General features: G+C 70.3%; 18 protein-coding genes and 2 pseudogenes. 9 read left to right on the forward strand and 11 right to left on the reverse strand.

The features are described 5' to 3' along the window. Positions 1 to 27 precede the first annotated feature (27 nt). The 5 genes and pseudogenes from pdxH (at position 28) to ASG30_RS03155 (ending at position 3,349) form a co-directional block, all read left to right on the forward strand. Complete coding sequence (gene pdxH / locus ASG30_RS03140) at positions 28 to 675, forward strand: pyridoxamine 5'-phosphate oxidase (protein ID WP_055892522.1); 648 nt, start codon at positions 28 to 30, stop codon at positions 673 to 675. Between the two features lie 27 nt (positions 676 to 702). Next, positions 703 to 1,011, forward strand: a complete 309-nt coding sequence (locus ASG30_RS03145; protein ID WP_055892524.1) for a hypothetical protein — start codon at positions 703 to 705, stop codon at positions 1,009 to 1,011. A gap of 174 nt (positions 1,012 to 1,185) precedes the next feature. Beyond that, positions 1,186 to 1,635: pseudogene (locus ASG30_RS22910) on the forward strand (DUF411 domain-containing protein); the annotation flags it as partial. Positions 1,636 to 1,689: 54 nt separating this feature from the next. Next, a pseudogene (locus ASG30_RS22915) lies at positions 1,690 to 1,896 on the forward strand (copper-binding protein); the annotation flags it as partial. Between the two features lie 7 nt (positions 1,897 to 1,903). After that, a complete protein-coding gene (locus tag ASG30_RS03155; RefSeq protein WP_055892527.1) occupies positions 1,904 to 3,349 on the forward strand; it encodes a multicopper oxidase family protein in 1,446 nt (481 codons plus the stop codon). A 116-nt stretch (positions 3,350 to 3,465) separates the two neighbouring features. Here ASG30_RS03155 and ASG30_RS03160 read toward each other — a convergent pair whose 3' ends face one another. Continuing rightward, complete coding sequence (locus tag ASG30_RS03160; RefSeq protein WP_055892530.1) at positions 3,466 to 3,657, reverse strand: heavy-metal-associated domain-containing protein; 192 nt, start codon at positions 3,655 to 3,657, stop codon at positions 3,466 to 3,468. Positions 3,658 to 3,804: 147 nt separating this feature from the next. Between ASG30_RS03160 and ASG30_RS03165 the strand changes: the two genes are divergently transcribed. The 3 genes from ASG30_RS03165 to ASG30_RS03175 are packed head-to-tail and all read left to right on the forward strand — an operon-like array spanning position 3,805 to position 6,700. Beyond that, positions 3,805 to 6,024, forward strand: coding sequence for a heavy metal translocating P-type ATPase (locus tag ASG30_RS03165; protein WP_055892533.1), 2,220 nt, complete (start codon positions 3,805 to 3,807; stop codon positions 6,022 to 6,024). Further along, positions 6,017 to 6,433: a Cu(I)-responsive transcriptional regulator gene (gene cueR / locus ASG30_RS03170; protein WP_268793560.1), complete on the forward strand. Its 417-nt coding sequence runs from the start codon at positions 6,017 to 6,019 to the stop codon at positions 6,431 to 6,433. The genes ASG30_RS03165 and cueR overlap by 8 nt, the downstream gene beginning before the upstream one ends. 42 nt (positions 6,434 to 6,475) lie before the next feature. Then, complete coding sequence (locus ASG30_RS03175) at positions 6,476 to 6,700, forward strand: AbrB/MazE/SpoVT family DNA-binding domain-containing protein (protein WP_055892538.1); 225 nt, start codon at positions 6,476 to 6,478, stop codon at positions 6,698 to 6,700. A 43-nt stretch (positions 6,701 to 6,743) separates the two neighbouring features. On the opposite strand, the gene sugE is transcribed toward ASG30_RS03175, so the two are convergent. The 3 genes from sugE to ASG30_RS03190 all read right to left on the reverse strand — a co-directional run bounded on the left by sugE (position 6,744) and on the right by ASG30_RS03190 (position 8,974). Further along, complete coding sequence (gene sugE / locus ASG30_RS03180) at positions 6,744 to 7,061, reverse strand: quaternary ammonium compound efflux SMR transporter SugE (protein WP_055892540.1); 318 nt, start codon at positions 7,059 to 7,061, stop codon at positions 6,744 to 6,746. A 120-nt stretch (positions 7,062 to 7,181) separates the two neighbouring features. Then, positions 7,182 to 7,952, reverse strand: a complete 771-nt coding sequence (locus tag ASG30_RS03185; protein ID WP_055892543.1) for an SDR family oxidoreductase — start codon at positions 7,950 to 7,952, stop codon at positions 7,182 to 7,184. A gap of 92 nt (positions 7,953 to 8,044) precedes the next feature. Then, a complete protein-coding gene (locus ASG30_RS03190) occupies positions 8,045 to 8,974 on the reverse strand; it encodes a LysR substrate-binding domain-containing protein (RefSeq protein WP_235579727.1) in 930 nt (309 codons plus the stop codon). Between the two features lie 101 nt (positions 8,975 to 9,075). Between ASG30_RS03190 and ASG30_RS03195 the strand changes: the two genes are divergently transcribed. Next, on the forward strand, positions 9,076 to 9,723 hold the full coding sequence (locus ASG30_RS03195; protein WP_055892550.1) for an FMN-dependent NADH-azoreductase: 648 nt from the start codon (positions 9,076 to 9,078) through the stop codon (positions 9,721 to 9,723). Between the two features lie 7 nt (positions 9,724 to 9,730). Here the strand turns inward: ASG30_RS03195 and ASG30_RS03200 are convergent, their stop codons facing one another. From ASG30_RS03200 to ASG30_RS22005, 7 genes are all read right to left on the reverse strand, one after another. Then, a complete protein-coding gene (locus ASG30_RS03200) occupies positions 9,731 to 11,809 on the reverse strand; it encodes a hybrid sensor histidine kinase/response regulator (protein ID WP_055892553.1) in 2,079 nt (692 codons plus the stop codon). Between the two features lie 69 nt (positions 11,810 to 11,878). Continuing rightward, positions 11,879 to 12,373 (reverse strand): DUF3299 domain-containing protein, encoded by a 495-nt coding sequence (locus ASG30_RS03205; RefSeq protein WP_055892556.1) that lies wholly within the window; start codon positions 12,371 to 12,373, stop codon positions 11,879 to 11,881. A 15-nt stretch (positions 12,374 to 12,388) separates the two neighbouring features. After that, positions 12,389 to 12,625, reverse strand: coding sequence for a hypothetical protein (locus ASG30_RS03210; protein WP_055892560.1), 237 nt, complete (start codon positions 12,623 to 12,625; stop codon positions 12,389 to 12,391). Position 12,626: 1 nt separating this feature from the next. Then, positions 12,627 to 13,826, reverse strand: a complete 1,200-nt coding sequence (locus ASG30_RS03215) for an ABC transporter permease (RefSeq protein WP_055892563.1) — start codon at positions 13,824 to 13,826, stop codon at positions 12,627 to 12,629. Then, entirely contained in the window at positions 13,823 to 14,476 is a 654-nt protein-coding gene (locus ASG30_RS03220; protein ID WP_055892566.1) for an ATP-binding cassette domain-containing protein, read from the reverse strand. The genes ASG30_RS03215 and ASG30_RS03220 overlap by 4 nt, the downstream gene beginning before the upstream one ends. A gap of 13 nt (positions 14,477 to 14,489) precedes the next feature. Further along, positions 14,490 to 15,023: a peptide-methionine (S)-S-oxide reductase MsrA gene (msrA, locus tag ASG30_RS03225; protein WP_200947233.1), complete on the reverse strand. Its 534-nt coding sequence runs from the start codon at positions 15,021 to 15,023 to the stop codon at positions 14,490 to 14,492. After that, on the reverse strand, positions 15,016 to 16,218 hold the full coding sequence (locus ASG30_RS22005; RefSeq protein WP_082521859.1) for an ATP-binding protein: 1,203 nt from the start codon (positions 16,216 to 16,218) through the stop codon (positions 15,016 to 15,018). Before ASG30_RS22005 ends, msrA begins: the two co-directional genes overlap by 8 nt. Positions 16,219 to 16,349 lie beyond the last annotated feature (131 nt).

Consider the following 16,349-nt stretch of genomic DNA (forward strand, 5'->3'; position numbering starts at 1 on the left):
GGCCCGCGGCCGCGTCACAATCGCGCCATGTCCAGCACGTCCGACCGCATCGCCGACCTGCGCAAGAGCTACGAGCGCGCCGAGCTGAGCGAAGAGGCCAGCCACGCCGACCCGCTGCGCCAGTTCGACCAGTGGCTCACCGAGGCGATCGCCGCCGAGATCCCCGAGCCCAACGCGATGACGCTGGCCACCGTGGGCAGCGACCTGCGGCCCAGCACGCGCGTGGTGCTGGTCAAGGGCTACGACGAGCACGGCGTCGTCTGGTACACCAACTACGCCAGCCGAAAGGGCCGCGAGCTGGCCGGCAACCCGTTCGCCGCGCTGCAGTTCCACTGGGTCGAGCTCGAGCGCGTGGTGCGCATCGAGGGCCGCGTCGAGAAGACCAGCGATGCCGAGAGCGACGCCTACTTCGCATCGCGCCCGCTGGATTCGCGCATCGGCGCCTGGGCCAGCCCGCAGAGCGAGGTCATCCCCAGCCGCTCGGTGCTGGTCACCAACGCCGCGAAGTACGGCGCGCAGTTCCTGCTGAAGCCGCCGCGGCCGCCGCACTGGGGTGGCTACCGCCTGGTGCCCGAGCAGTGGCAGTTCTGGCAGGGGCGCAAGAGCCGGCTGCACGACCGCCTGCGCTACACGCGCGAAGGTGGCGCGTGGATCCGCGAACGGCTGGCGCCCTGACGGCGCGGATCCTAGAATTTCGGGGTGATGGCCCGCCTCCGTTTCCTGCTTGCCTGCCTGCTGCTGGCGGCCCTGCCCGTGCAGGGCTGGGCGGCGACGGTGCTGTCGTGCGGGCCGGCCCAGCACTCTTTGGTGGCGCGGGCGCAAGCGCAGCAGCACGGGCAGCACAGCCACGACGCTGGCGCCGCCTGCGCCGCGGCCTGCAGCACCGTCGCGCTGGCGGGCGAAGCGCCCCTGCTGTTCCTGGACTCGGCGCCGGACGTCCTGCTGGGCGAGCCCTTCCTGCGGTTCGCCTCGCGGCCTGCGCCGGTGTCCGACAAGCTTCCCCGCGCCTGAGTCTGCGCGATCACCTCCACCCTCGCGCTGGTCGGGCGAGATGATGTGGAACTTCAACCGTGCCGGCGAATTCGATTACCCATGCCTCGTCGCCGGGGCACCCGCCGGCAGGGTCGGCAAGATCGGGGTCGTGCCGGCCCCCAAGGAGAAACGGACATGAACAAACCCTTCACGATGCAGCGCCGCAGCGCGCTGGCCGCCGGCCTGGCGCTGGCGGCGACGTCCTTCGCCGCCCGGGCCCGGGCGTCGCGCACGCCGGTCGAGGTCTGGAAGGACCCCAGCTGCGGCTGCTGCCAGGACTGGGTGGCCCACCTGGAGGCCAACGGCTTCCAGGTGAAGGTGAACGACAGCGGCAACAACGCCGCGCGCAGCCGGCTGGGCATAGCTCGCAAGTACGGGTCCTGCCACACGGCGCTGGTGGGCGGCTACGCGCTGGAAGGCCACGTGCCGGCCCGCGAGATCCGCCGCCTGCTCAAGGAGAAGCCGCAGGCCGTGGGCCTGGCCGTGCCCGGCATGCCGGTGGGCTCGCCCGGCATGGACGGGGAGGTCTACGGCGGTCGCAAGGACGCGTACGACGTGCTGCTGCTGGCGCGGGACGGCAGCGGCAAGGTGTACCAGCACTACGAGGGCGTCAGGAAGGCCGCGTCGGCCGCTCCCGACGCGCAGCTCACCGAGGCCGAGGTGCGCAAGGTGGACTGGCAGAACCGCAAGGTGACGCTGCGCCACGGCGCAATCCGCAACCTGGAGATGCCGGCGATGACCATGGCGTTCGAGGTCGCCGATGCGGGCATGCTCGACCGGCTCAAGGCGGGCGACAAGGTGCTCTTCGCGGCCTCGGCCGAAGGCGGCCGGTACACGGTGACGCAGATCCAGCCGGTGCGGTGACGCCGCGATGGGCGATCCGAAACCGGCTTCCCCACCGCACGGTCCGTGGCTGACGCGGCGCCAGTGCCTGGCGCTGCCGCTCGCCACGATGGCGGCCGGGTGCGCGGGGCCGCAGGCGTCGTCACAGCGCCTGGTCGAAGTGGACCTGGTCGCGTCGCCAAGCACCGCATTGCTGCGCGGAGCCGGCCAGCCGCCCGTCGACGTCTGGTCTTACGGCGGCGCCGTGCCGGGACCGCAGATCCGCGCCGTGCAGGGCAGCCGGTTGCGCGTCAACTTCGAGAACCGGCTGCCGGTGGAGACCACGGTGCACTGGCACGGCCTGCGCGTGCCGCACGCGATGGACGGCGTGCCGCACCTGACGCAGGCGCCGGTGCCGCCGGGCGGGCGCTTCCGCTACGAGTTCGACCTGGCCGATGCGGGCACCTACTGGTACCACTCGCACCTGCGCAGCAGCGAGCAGGTCGAGCGCGGGCTGCATGGCTCCCTGGTGGTCGAGGAGGCGCGGCCGCCCGCGGTCGACCGCGACCTCACCTGGGTGCTGGACGACTGGCGGCTTTCACGCGACGGCCGCATCAGCGCCGACTTCGCGCAGCCGCACGACGTGGCGCATGCGGGGCGCATCGGCAACGTCGTCACCGTCAACGGCCAGCCGCCGGCCGACCTGCGGGTGCGCCGCGGCGAGCGGCTGCGCCTGCGGCTGGTCAACGCGGCCAATGCGCGCATCTTCGGCCTGCAGTTCGACGGCCACCGTCCGCTGGTGATCGCCGTCGACGGCCAGCCGGTCGCGCCGCACGAGGCGCAGCGCAACACCGTGGTGCTGGCGCCCGGCATGCGGGTGGACCTGGTGCTCGATGCGACCGGCCGGCCCGGCGAGCGGCACGCGGTGGGCGACGTGTTCTACCCGCGCGCCGCCTACGACCTGCTGCGGATCGCCTACGACGAGGGCGAGCTGCGCAGCACGCCGCTGCCCCCGCCCGGCGCGCTGGCGGCCAATCCGCTGCCCGAGCCCGACCTGGCCGTCGCGAAGGTCCACGAGCTGCGGTTCGCGGGCGGCATGCACGGCGGGCTGCACCAGGCGATGCTGGACGGCCGGTCCGTGCCCTTCATGTCGCTGCTGCGCACCGGCAAGGCCTGGGCGGTCAACGGCGTGGTGGCCGATTCGCACGTGCACGAGCCGGTGCTCACGCTGCGGCGCGGGGGCTCGTACCGCCTGCAGTTCATCAACGACACGCGCTGGCACCACCCGATGCATCTGCACGGCCACGCCTTTCGCGTGCTGTCGCGCAACGGCCAGCCCACCCGGCATCGCGAGTGGCAGGACACGGTGCTGCTGGCGCCCGACGAGAAGGTGGAAGTCGCCTTCGTCGCCGACAACCCGGGCGACTGGATGCTCCATTGCCATGTGCTGGAGCACCAGGACGGGGGGATGATGGCGGTGGTGCGGGTGGCTTGAGTGCCGCTACTGCGTCGTCCCCGCGAAGGGGGGGACCCAGGCCTTTCAGGCAGACGAAGAGGGAAGCTCTGGATTCCCGCCTTCGCGGGAATGACGGCAGTGGGACGACGGCGTGCCTACGCCGGCGTGTACCCCGCCTCCTTCAGCGCCTGCACGAACCGCTCGCGCGGCTGCGACGACTCCACCCGCGCCTGCTTGCCGCCCAGGTCCACCTCCACCTTCGCCTGCGGATCGACCTCGTGCGCGGCCTCGGTGACGGCCTGGACGCAGTGGCCGCAGCTCATGGCCGGAAGCTTGAATTCATGCATGGGAGCTCTCCTGTGGTTGAACGCCCGATGCTGGAGCTTGCCACGGGGGCAAGGTCAACGGGGCGTCGCGGGCAGCCCTGCATTGACCAGGGTCAAGCGCGGGACAGGGCTTGACCTTACCATGATGGAAAGGTTCAGACTGCCTGCATGAACACCGCCGCCCTGCCCTCTCCACCACCCACCCTCGCGCCCGTCCGGCTGCAGATCGAGGGCATGACCTGCGCGTCCTGCGTCAACCGCGTCGAGCGGGCCCTGAAGAAGGTGCCGGGCGTGGAGAGCGCGACGGTGAACCTGGCGACCGAGACCGCCGAGGTCTCGCTCCTCGACGCGGCCACCGAAGTCTCGGCGCTCTCCGCGGCCGTCGAGAAGGCCGGCTACCACGCCCAGGTGGTGCAGGAGCAGGCGCCGCCGGCGCGCGAGGACTCGGCCTTGCATAGCGCCTGGCCGGTGCTCGTGGCTGCCCTGCTCTCGCTGCCTCTGGTGCTGCAGATGGCCGGCATGGCACTGGGGCGCGACGACTGGATGCTGCCGCCCTGGGTGCAGCTGGCGCTGGCCACGCCGGTGCAGTTCTGGCTGGGCGCGCGCTTCTACCGCGCCGGCTGGGCGGCGCTGCGCGACCGCAGCGGCAACATGGACCTGCTGGTGGCGATCGGCACCACGGCCGGCTGGGGGCTGAGCGTGTGGCAGATGCTCCGCCACGCGCAGCACGGCGTGCCGCACCTGTACTTCGAGGCCTCGGCCGTCGTCATCACGCTGGTGCTGCTGGGCAAGTGGCTGGAAGGCCGCGCCAAGCGCCAGACCACGGCCGCCATCCGCGCGCTGCAGGCCCTGCGGCCGGACAGCGCCCGCGTGCAGCGCGACGGCCGCGAGGTGGAACTGCCCCTTGCACAGCTGGTCGTGGGCGACCGCATCGTGGTGCGCCCCGGCGAGCGCCTGCCGGCCGACGGCGTGGTGCTGGAGGGCAGCAGCCACCTGGACGAATCCATGATCACCGGCGAGAGCCTGCCGGTGGCCAGGCACCCGGGCGATGCGGTCACCGGCGGCTCCGTCAACGCCGAGGGCCTGCTGGTCGTGCGGGCCACCGCGCTGGGCGCGGAGAGCACGCTGGCGCGCATCGTGCGGCTGGTGGAATCGGCGCAGGCCGGCAAGGCGCCGATCCAGCGGCTGGTGGACCAGGTCAGCGCGGTGTTCGTGCCGGTGGTGCTGGTGCTGGCGCTGCTCACCCTGCTGGGCTGGGGGCTGGGCACCGGCCACTGGGAGGACGCGATCCTCAACGCGGTGGCGGTGCTGGTGATCGCCTGCCCCTGCGCGCTGGGGCTGGCCACGCCCGCGGCCATCATGGCCGGCACCGGCGTGGCGGCCCGGCGCGGCATCCTGATCAAGGACGCCGAGGCGCTGGAGGTGGCGCACCGGCTGGACGTGGTCGCCTTCGACAAGACCGGCACGCTGACCGAGGGCCGGCCGCGGCTGGTGGCCTGCGAACCCGAGGGCATCGCACGCGATGAACTCCTGGCCCTGGCCGCCTCGCTGCAGGCCGGCAGCGAGCACCCGCTGGCCCGCGCCGTGCTCACCCAGGCGAGCGAAGAAGGCGTCGCCCTGCGCCCGGCCGAAGGCGTGCAGGCCGCTGCCGGCCGCGGGCTCTCGGGCCGCGTCGGCGGGCGCGAGCTGCGGCTGGGCAGCACGCGCTGGATGGCGGAGCTGGGCGTGGCCTCGGGCCGGCTCGCCGAAGCGGCGGCCCAGGCCCAGGCCGCGGGACGCACCGTCTCCTGGCTGGCGGACCTGACGCAGGCGCCGGTCCTGCTCGGCCTGCTGGCCTTCGGCGACACGCTCAAGCCCACGGCGCAGGCCGGCATCGCCCAGTTGCGCGCGCAGGGCGTGCGCACGGTGCTGGTGTCGGGCGACAACGCCGGTGCGGCCTCGGCGGTCGCCACGCAGCTGGGCATCGACGACGTGCGCTCCGAGGTGCTGCCGCAGGACAAGGCGCGCATCGTGTCGGAACTGCGCAGCGCCGGCGACACGGTGGGCATGGTGGGCGACGGCATCAACGACGCGCCCGCGCTGGCCGCGGCCGACGTGGGCATCGCGATGTCCAGCGGCACCGACGTGGCCATGCACGCGGCCGGCATCACGCTGATGCGCGGCGACCCGGCGCTGGTGGCCGATGCCCTGGACATCTCGCGCCGCACCTACGCCAAGATCCGGCAGAACCTGTTCTGGGCCTTCGTCTACAACGTGGTCGGCATCCCGCTGGCGGCGCTGGGCTGGCTGAGCCCGGTGGTGGCCGGGGCCGCGATGGCGTTCAGCAGCGTGAGCGTGGTCACCAATGCGCTGCTGCTGCGGCGCTGGAAAGGAGCGCGCCGTGGCTGAAGCCCAACTGAACATCGGCGAAGCCGCCCGCCGCTCGGGCGTGTCGGCCAAGATGGTCCGCCACTACGAATCGCTCGGCCTGCTGCCGGCGGTGAACCGCACCGAGTCGGGCTATCGCCAGTACGGCGATCGCGAGGTGCACACGCTGCGCTTCATCCGCCGTGCACGCGACCTGGGCTTCTCCATGGCCGAGATCGCCGAGCTGCTCAAGCTGTGGCAGAACCGCCGCCGCTCCAGCCACCAGGTGCACCACATCGCCCAGCGGCATGTCGACGAGCTCACGCGCAAGCTGCAGGAGATGGAAGCCATGCGGCGGACGCTGCAGCACCTGATCGACTGCTGCCACGGCGACGAGCGGCCGGAGTGCCCGATCCTGGAGGAGCTGGGCGGGGATGGACACAAGGATTGATCGTCCTTGTGCCCAGCCGAGGCCTGGCCTACAAGGCTCGGCATGCACAAACTTCAACTGACCGAGGCCGGCGACTCGCTCGCTGTTGTTTTTCCCGAGGAAATGCTCGCTCGACTCCAACTGAAAGTGGGCGACAAGCTGTACTTGACCGAGGCGCCAGACGGCTTCTTGGTGACGGTTCGCAATCCCAGGTATCAGCGCAAGTTGAAAGCCTTGCGCGCGACCATGAAGAAGTGGCGGACGGTGCTTCGCGAACTCGCCAGGTGAAGCGGGCCTTCAAGCGCAGCGAGGAGGCCGCTTGAGCACCTCCTCACGCGTGCGTGAGCTTCAACCCGACTATTCCCCCCAGGATCATCCCCACGCACAGCAGCCGCGCCACGGTGGCCGGCTCGTGGAACAGCACGATCCCCAGCAGCACGGTGCCCACGGCGCCGATGCCGGTCCAGACGGCGTAGGCCGTGCCCACGGGCAGGCTGCGCATCGCCCAGCCGAGCAGGACCACGCTGGCCACCATGGCGGCCACCGTGCCCACGCTGGGCCAGAAGCGGCTGAACCCTTCGGTGTATTTCAGTCCGATGGCCCAGCCCGCTTCGAACAGGCCCGCGACGACGAGCACGATCCAAGGCATCTTGCGGCCTTTCGTGAAAACGAAGCGCGCAAGGCTAGCAGCGCGGGCCCGGCCGTGCCCGACGGTGCCGGCATGCCCCGGCCTCGGCGATGGTCGCAGCGGCGGTCGCCCGCAGCCGCGTCACGCCTTGGCCGGCTCGCCGGCGTGGCTGGTCTCCAGCCACTCCTCGAAGCCGATCCCGCCCTTCAGGGCCGCGGCGGACGTGGGCACAAGCGACTGGTCGGTGATCGGGGAGCCGAAGTAGGTCGCGTCCGGCGCCGCGACCACCGAGCGGCGGTCGCCCTTGCTGTGCAGCAGGCGCGAGACGACCTGCGCCATCGGCGCGGCGACCGGCCCCGCGATCTCGACGATGCCCTGCGCCGGCGGTCGCACGGCGATCGCGGCGAGCAGCTGCGAGACGTCTCGCGCGGCCATCGGCTGGAACAGCGCGGACGGCACGCGCACGGTGTCGCCGGTCGTCGATCCGTCGGCGATCCCCTGGACAAACTCGTAGAACTGCGTGGCGCGCACGATGGTGAAGGGCAGCCCGGACTTGCCGATCAATTCCTCCTGCGCGAGCTTGGCCCGGAAGTAGCCGCTGGTCGGCAGCCGGTCCGTCCCGACCACGGACAGGATGACCAGGTGCCCGACCTGGGCCCGGCGGGCGGCATCGACCAGGTTCCGGGTGGAGGTGCGGAAAAAGTCGAGGACCGCGGCATCCTCGAACGAGGGCGAGTTGGAGACGTCCACCACCACCTGCGCCCCGGCCAGCGCTTCGGCGAGGCCCTCGCCGGTGACCGTGTTGACGCCGGTTCGCGGCGATGCGGACACCACTTCGTGGCGTTCCCCGCGGAGGTTGTCGACGAGCCTGGAACCGATGAGGCCCGAACCCCCGATGACGGCGACTTTCATGCTGATCCTTCTTGCGTCTGGGTGCCGGGCGGCACGCACGCCGCCCGGTCACCCCCTAGACGCGCGGCGGCGGCGGGTTGTGACAGCGGCCCTCACCTCGGGCTGCCTTCGCCCGTCACGTTCTGGCCGAGGAAGTCGAGGAAGCGGCGCACCGCGGGCACCATTCCGCGCCGCGACGGGAACACCGCCAGCACCTGCGCGGTGGGCGGCTCCCAGCCCGGCAGCACCGGCACCAACTCGCCGTGGCGCAGTTCGTCGGCGCACATGTAGTCCGGCAGCACGCACATGCCCGTGCCCTGCAGCACGGCGAACTTGAGCGTGAGCAGGTCGTCCGCGGTGAAGGCCGGGCGGTGGTCCAGCTCGAAGGCCTCGCCGCGCGGGCCGACCAGCCGCCAGCGCGCCGCGCCGTCGGCCGCCGACATGGCGACGGTGGGCACCCGGGCCAGGTCGCCCAGCTCCTTCGGCGAGCCGACCCGCTGCAGCAGCTGGGGGCTGGCAACCAGCAGGCCGTGCGTCGGCCCCAGCTTCTTGACGACCAGCGAGCCGCTGTCGTCCAGCATGGAGCGCACGCGCAGCGCGACGTCGATGCCCTCCTGAACCGGGTCCACCACGCGGTTGCTCACCTGCATGTCCACGCGCACCAGCGGGTGCTCCGCCAGGAAGCGCGGCAGCAGCGGCCCCACGGTGAACTGCGCCAGCGTGACCGGGCAGGTGACCCGGACGGTGCCGCTGGGCTCGCTGCGCACGCGGGCCAGCGCCTCGTCGGCCGCCTGCGCCTCCTCGCGCAGGGCCACGCAGTGCCGGTGGTAGATCTCGCCCGCCTCGGTGAGCGACAGCCGGCGGGTGGTCCGCTGCAGCAGGCGCACGCCCAGCCGGTCCTCCAGTTCGGCGATGCGGCGAGAAAGGCGGGACTTGGGGATGTTGAGCGCCCGGCCGGCGGCGGCGAAACCGCCACGGTCCACCACTTCGGCGAAGAAGAGCATGTCGTTGAGGTCCTGCTGCATCGCGATCGTCCTATCCATGGAACGAAGAAACGCAATTTTGCCGCCTTATCGATCCGGCGTCCTGCCGGCAAACTCTCTCCATCGCGCGCCACTCCGGCCGCACTCGACAGGAGCCCCCCATGAAACTGCTGCACATCGATTCCAGCCCCCTCGCCGCCGCCTCCGCCTCGCGGGAGCTCACCCGCCGCACCGTCGCGCAGTGGCAGGCCGCGCAGCCGGGCACCACGGTCGAGTACCTCGACCTGGCGGTGGACGCCCCCGGCCACCTCGACGGCGATTCGCTGGGCTTTCGCCTGGGCACCGACGCGCAGGACCTGACCGAGGCGCAGAAGCGCGAGAACGTGCTGTCCGAGCGGCTGGTGAGCCAGTTCCTCGCGGCCGACGTGGTCGTGGTCGGCGCCCCGCTCTACAACTTCAGCGTGCCCAGCCAGCTGAAGGCCTGGATCGACCGCATCGCGCAGGCCGGCCGCACCTTCCGCTACACCGAAGCCGGCCCGCAGGGCCTGGCCGGCGGCAAGACGGTGATCGTCGTCTCCACCCGCGGCGGCAAGTACGCCGGCACGCCGATGGAAGCGCTCGAGCACCAGGAGAGCTACCTGAAGACCGTGTTCGGCTTCTTCGGGATCACCGACGTGCGCATCGTGCGCGCCGAGGGCCTGGCGATGGGCGACGCCGCCCGCGAGCAGGCGATGGCGCAGGCCCATGCGGACATCGCGGTCCACACCGGCGAAGCGGCCAACCAGGAGGTCGCCGCGCTGCGCGCCTGAGCGGGCTTCAGCGGGCCAGGTCGGACGAGGGTCCGGCCGACGGTCCCGCCTTCGCGGCCGCCGTCTTCTCGACGGTGCGCCGCAGCGTCTCGGCCTCCACCGGCTTGGTCAGGTGCAGGTCGAAGCCGGCCCGGGCGGTGCGCTCGCGGTCGAGGTCCGTGCCCCAGCCGGTCAGCGCCACCACGCGCACCTGGCGCAGCTGGGGATCGCCGCGGATGCGGCGGCAGGCCTCCAGCCCGTCCATCACGGGCAGGCCCAGGTCCAGCAGGACGAGGTCGGGCCGGAAGCTGCGCACCAGCTCCACGCCGGCCGCGCCGTCGGCGGCCGAGCGCACCTCGTGTCCCATCAGCCCGAGCAGTTCCACCAGGGAGGCGCGGCCATCGTCGTTGTCCTCGACCACGGCGATGCGCAGCCCGCGCTCACCGGCTTCGGCCGCCCCGGACACACCGCCCGGCGCCTGCGGCGCCAGCGCCGGCACGCCGCCCATGCGCGGCAGCCGCACCGTGAAGGTGGAGCCACGGCCCAGGCCCTCGCTGCGCAGGGACACGGTGCCGCCGTGCATCTGCACCAGCGTGCGCACCAGCGACAGCCCGATGCCCAGGCCGCCGCGCGAGCGCGAGGCCGTGTGTTCGAGCTGGGTGAACATCTGGAACAGCCGGCCCTGGTCGGCCGGCGGGATACCCACGCCGTTGTCCGCCACTTCGATCAGCGCTTCGCCGCCTTCCGCCCGCGCGCTCACCACGATGCGCCCGCCGTCGGGCGTGTACTTGGCCGCGTTGCCCAGCAGGTTGCCCAGCACCTGCACCAGCCGGGTGGCATCGGCATGGACGAAGACCTGCTCGGGCGGCGGCAGCACCTGCAGCTCGTGCCGGCCCTCGTCCAGGGCCGGCCGGGCGACCTCCACCGCCTCGCGCACCAGGTCGGCCACGCGCAGCGGCTCCAGCTGCAGGCGGATCAGGCCGCGGTTGACGCGCGAGAGGTCCAGCAGGTCGTCGATCAGCCGCGCCATCTGCGACACCTGCCGGTCCACCACGTCGCGCGCGCGGGCCAGCTGGCCGGGATCGTCGGCCCGCCGCAGCAGGGCCATGGCGTACTTGATCGGGGCCAGCGGGTTGCGCAGCTCGTGCGCCAGCGTGGCCAGGAATTCGTCCTTGCGCCGGTCCTGCTCGCGCAGCATGGCGTTGTCGCGCACGCGCTCGATGTGGGCCCAGCAGCGCTCGACCACCTCGCCGACGAGCGCGATCTCCTGCTCGGTCCAGTCGCGCGGATCGGCCTGGTGCACCGCCATCATGGCCACCAGCCGGCCCTGCTTGACCAGGCCCGCGCAGATGATGGCCCGGATGCCGATGGCCTTGAACATGCGGCCGCCGCCCTCGTCGCCCAGCTCGCGGTCGACGTCGCGCACCACCAGGTGCTGGCCGCGCCGCAGGTTGGTGGTGGCCTGCGGCCCGAACAGCTCCAGCGAATACGCGCCCACGCTGCTGGGCACGCCGGGCACGCTCCAGTCGTTGCGGATGGTGAAGCGGTCGCCGTCGGGCTCCACGTCGGCATAGGCGCAGCGGGTGGCCCCGAGGTACTCGCCCAGCATGCGGGCGGTGACGCCCATCACCTCGCTGGCGTCGTCCACCTCGCGGGTGGCCTGGCCCAGGCGGTCGAGCAGGCGGTAGCGCAGCTCGCTCTCCTGCAGCGCCAGCTGGGCGCGGTGGCTGGCCGTCACGTCCACGCACACACCCACCCATTCGCGCAGCACCGTGCCGTCCATCACCGGCGTGCCCTGGGCCTGCACGTGGCGGTATTCGCCGTCGCGCCGGCACAGGCGGTAGGCGTGGTCGAAGGCGGTCTTGGCCTGGGTGGCGGCGCGCCAGGCGTCTTCCAGGCCCATGCGGTCGTCGGGGTGCACGGCCTTCATCCAGCCCCAGCCGCGGTAGTCCTCCATGGCCTGCCCGGTGAAGGCGGACCAGGAAGGGTTCTGCTGGGTCACGGAGCCGTCCGGAGCGGTGAACCAGACGAGGGTGGAGGTGTTGGCGGCGAGTGCCTGCAGTCGGTGATGGCCCCGGTCCGGCTCATCGTTCTCGCGTTTCGACATGCGCCGATCATGCCGGGCCCGCTCGACCGGTGCGGCAGGCAAAGGCCTGATGCACCCGTGGCCCGTGGCCTACTTGACGGGCACGGCTTCGGTCACGCGGTAGTAGAGCCCGTACGGGTCGTCGGCCAGCGTGGCGAAGCGGCCTTCGACCACCACCGGCTCCAGCGTGTAGCGCACCGGCGTCTTCGTCCTGACCTCGACCATGCTCTCCGGCCCGCCGGGCGTGCAGAAGCCGCAGGTCAGCGGCACCGAGGACAAGAGGAAGTGGCTCTGCTTCTCGCCCGGCTCCAGCGGCATCATGAAGCCCTGGATGCGCTGCGGCTTCTGGTTGAGCGCCAGCTGCTCGGGCTGGAACTGCGGCAGCACCTTGTTCTTCTCGACCCGTGTCTTCACCGCCGTGAGCGTGGACCACGGCACCACGTCGCCGCGCTGGGGCAGCGGGGCGAACGGGCTGTCGGGGCTGTGCACGCCGGGGCCGCTGCCGGCAGGCACCGGCGGGGACAGCTGGGCCTGCGCGGCCGAGGCGGCGACAAGGAAGGCGATCAGCGTGGCGGCGACTTTCATGCAGGGCTCCGGCTGTCAGTGCTCGTGCTTCATCCCGCAGTATCGCCCGATGGCCAGGCCCTTGCAGGACGCCTGCAGGTCCTTCATGCAGGCCTCGGATTTCTTGCCCGATTCCAGGCACTTGGCCGCGGCCTCGTGCGCGACGGCCATGGCGCGGTGGCGCTGGACGTCCTTCTTCACATCGTCGGCCGAATGGGCCTGGGCCCAGGCCATGCACGGCGCGGCCAGCAGGATCAGCAGCAGGGTTTTCATGTCACCTCGTGTTGAGCAGTTCGCCCGCGTCGGCGCGGTAGGCACCGAAGGCCGGCACCAGCGCGGAAACCACGGCGACCCCGGCGGCCAGCACCGGGATCCAGGCCTCCTGCGGCAGCAGGACCGCGGCGGACAGGGGCAGGGATTGTCGCTCGGACAGCAGCCCGCCCGCGAGCGCCATCAGCGCGTGCCCGCCCACCAGCCCCAGCACCGACGCGGCCCCGGCCAGCCACAGCGCCTCGCACAGCAGCAGCGCGGCCAGCCGGCGCGGCGGCGCGCCCAGCATGCGCAGCATGGCCAGGTCGGCGCGACGCTCGCGCACCGCATTCCACAGCGCGATGAAGACCGACAGGCCCGCGGTGAGCAACAGCACGGCACCCACGGCCCGCAGCACGTCGCCGCCGATGCCCAGCATGCGCAGCAGGCGCGACACCTCGATCGCGGGCGCCGCGGCCTGCATCTCCGTCGTGGTGTTGATGAAGCGCGGGAAGGTCACCGCGGCCAGCGGCGTGCGGTAGCGCACCAGCGCGACCGTGACCTCGCGCTCGGCCTCCATCGCCTTGCGGTCCTCCTCGTCCGCGCCGTGCTGCTCGTGCACCTGCCAGACCGACTCGAGCGAGGTGAGCACCAGCCGGTCGGCCACGCAGCCGCAGGGCGCGAGCACGCCGCTCACCTGGTACGGGGTGTTGCCGTGCCCTTCGCCGCTGCCGGCCAGGCCGTGGTTGCCCACGAAGCGCCCGCCGGGCGCCAGGCCCGTGGCCCGCGCCGCCTGCGCCCCGAGCACGGCTTCCATCGGCCGCTGCCACAGGCGCCCCTGCGCCGCCTGGAGCCGGTAGTGCGCGATGTAGTCGGCCGTGGTGCCCGCGATGCGCAAGCCCTCGAAGCTGTCGCCCAGGCTCAGGGGGATCACCTGCGCGACCTGCGGATGCCTGGCCAGCTCCTGCACCTGCGCGAGCGGCACGTTGCCGGTGGGCGCGTCGATGTGGAACACGCCCGAGAGGATCAGCTGCATCGGGCTGCCCTTGGCGCCGACCACCGCGTCGATGCCGGCCAGGTCGCGTTCGAAGGCACGCTGCACCTGGGTGCCGGCCAGCAGCACGAAGGTGATGGAGGCCAGGCCCAGCGTCAGCAGCAGCAGGTTGAGGCCCGCCTGCAGGGGGCGCGAGAGCAGGTAGCGCAGCGAGAGCCCGGCCAGCTTCATGCGACGGCCTGTTCCTCATCCAGGCGCAGTTGCTGCGCGTCGGCCAGGTCCTCGCGCACGCGCCGGTCGTGGGTGGCGATGACGAGCGTGGCGCCGCAGCGCTGCGCGGCGTCGCGCAGCAGGGACAGAGCGGAGGCCGCGGCCTCGTCGTCCAGGCTGGCCGTGGGTTCGTCGGCCAGGATCAGCTGCGGCGACAGCAGCACCGCGCGCGCCAGCGCGGCCCGCTGGGCCTGCCCGCCCGAAAGCTGCGAGGGGCGCCGGTGGGCGAGCGCCGCGATGCCCAGCGCCTGGAGCGCCTGCGCGATGCGCTTGCGGTCGTGCGGCAGGCCCGCCGCGAAGAAGGCCAGGTCCAGGTTGCCCTCGACCGTGAGCGCCTCGCTCAGGTGCAGCTTCTGCGGCAGGAAGCCGACATGGCGGCCGCGCCAGCGGTCGCGCTGCAGGCCGGGCAGCGCCCGCACGTCCTGGCCGGCGACCACCAGCTCGCCGTCGGCGGCCTCGCGCAGCGCCGCCACCAGCGACAGCCAGGTCGACTTGCCCGTGCCCGATCGGCCCTGCAGCAGCAGCGTGCCGCCCTGCGGCACGTCGGCATCGGGAAAGCGCAGCGGCGCGGCGCCGGGGTAGGCGAAGGCGAGCAAACGGGTGCGGATCACGCGGGCGGCGTCTTCAGTCCCGCACCAGTTCGGCGAAGGTCTTGCGGAACTTGGCGACCTTGGGGCCGGCGACCGCGACGCAGTAGCCCTGGTAGGGGTTCTTCTCGAAGAAGTCCTGGTGGTACTCCTCGGCCGGCCAGTAGTTGGACAGCGCCTTCACCTCGGTCACGACGGGCTTGCCGAAAAGCTTGTCCTGGCTCATCTGCCGGATCATGTCGTCGGCGACCTGCTTCTGGTCGTCGCTCGTGTAGTAGATGCCGCTGCGGTACTGGTCGCCCACGTCGTTGCCCTGGCGGTTGAGCTGGGTGGGGTCGTGCACGACGAAGAAGATTTCCAGGATCTGGCGCGTGCTGATCTGCTGCGGGTCGTAGGTGAGCTTGACCACCTCGTTGTGGCCGGTGGTGCCGGTGCACACCTGGTCGTAGCTCGGTCGCTGCGCCTGGCCGTTGCTGTAGCCGGACTCCACGTCCACCACGCCCTTGACCTTGACGTAGACGGCCTCGGTACACCAGAAGCAGCCGCCGCCCAAAACAATGGACTCAAGCATCATTTTTTACCTCATTAGGTTTTCGCCAAGCTGACGCCGTGCTCTGCTTGCCGGGCACCCGCTCAAGTTGCCCCGCATCTTTCAGCCGATAGAAAACATCTTTCATTTGATTTCGATCACCGATGCCAGTAATGTCGCGGCCAATCTTGTTAGTGATCTCGTCGTTATCATTCAAATAGTTCATCACCAACTCTTCAGCCGAAGCCAAAGACTCATGCCTAATGCTAACGATTACCGAGTTTTCGGTTTCGCGAATCGTAGGCACCTTTAGGCGTAGAGCCTTCATGGCTTCGAATGCCGTGTTCAGCCCTTCACCCACATCTTTATTAGGAGGGTTTGGGAATTTGTTGACCAATCGAACCACAGAAGGATTTCGCGCACTTTGCGTATCGAGAATGTTGTCCAACGTAACGTGCCCCGGCAGCTTTCCAGGACTCTCAATTTCGACGCGATTATCGAAAATCCGAATCTGGATGTCCGTCGTAATGCTGTAATCGCGATGGAGAACCGCGTTGGCAATCACTTCGTGCAACGTCTCATGCGGGTACTCAATGGCTTCCAGCCCCTCGCCACCCAGCTTCTTGGCCTCCTCGATTAGGGACTTGGTCTTATCGACGGCCGCATAGATTTGATTGTAGATGTCTCCCTCGATCGTCAACGGGTCACCCGCTAGAAACTCTCGCTTGATTTCTTCCGCCTTCGTTTTATAGCGCATAATTTTAATGCTCGAGCGCTTGGGAAGAAATATGGGGGGCTCATCACAAAACAGCAGGACGCCCGACACTTTCGCCATCGTCCCCGCGTCATTGATCAACTCTTGATTGCGTAAATACGTTTCCGGCTCAGCATTGGGAATGACGTTCAGAACAAATCTAATAATGCTGTGACTGTTCTCCACTTTCTTGAGCGGGCAATCGACGAATTCATTCTCAAATGTCGTAATCCCCTTGTCCAGCTTCAGCCTCTCGAGCTTTTCAGGCGTGTCTACTTTGACCTTTCCTGCATTTACGCGAATGAACACCTCTCCCGAAGAAGACTTAACAATGTCTTTAATCTTTTTCGCAGTAATATGAAGAACCAATCCCGGGTAATCTTTGCATCTCAGGTATGCTTTTACATCATTGAGGTAGTTCTCCTCAGTATTGATGATCTTGTCGGCTTGCTCTTTCGAGATTTCGTAGGTCGGGTAAGCCATCACTCCTCCGCGTTTGTGTTGGGTTGTTCTTGAGCCGGCGGGTTCTTGGGCCGGCGGTGTTGCACCACGGCTTGCGAGAGCAGCACTTTATAGCCCCACGTAGCCGTGTTCCTGCGGCCATGGGCTTTAGC

It is taken from the genome of Ramlibacter sp. Leaf400, assembly GCF_001424545.1.
In the GTDB taxonomy this organism is placed as follows: Bacteria; Pseudomonadota; Gammaproteobacteria; order Burkholderiales; family Burkholderiaceae_C; genus Ramlibacter.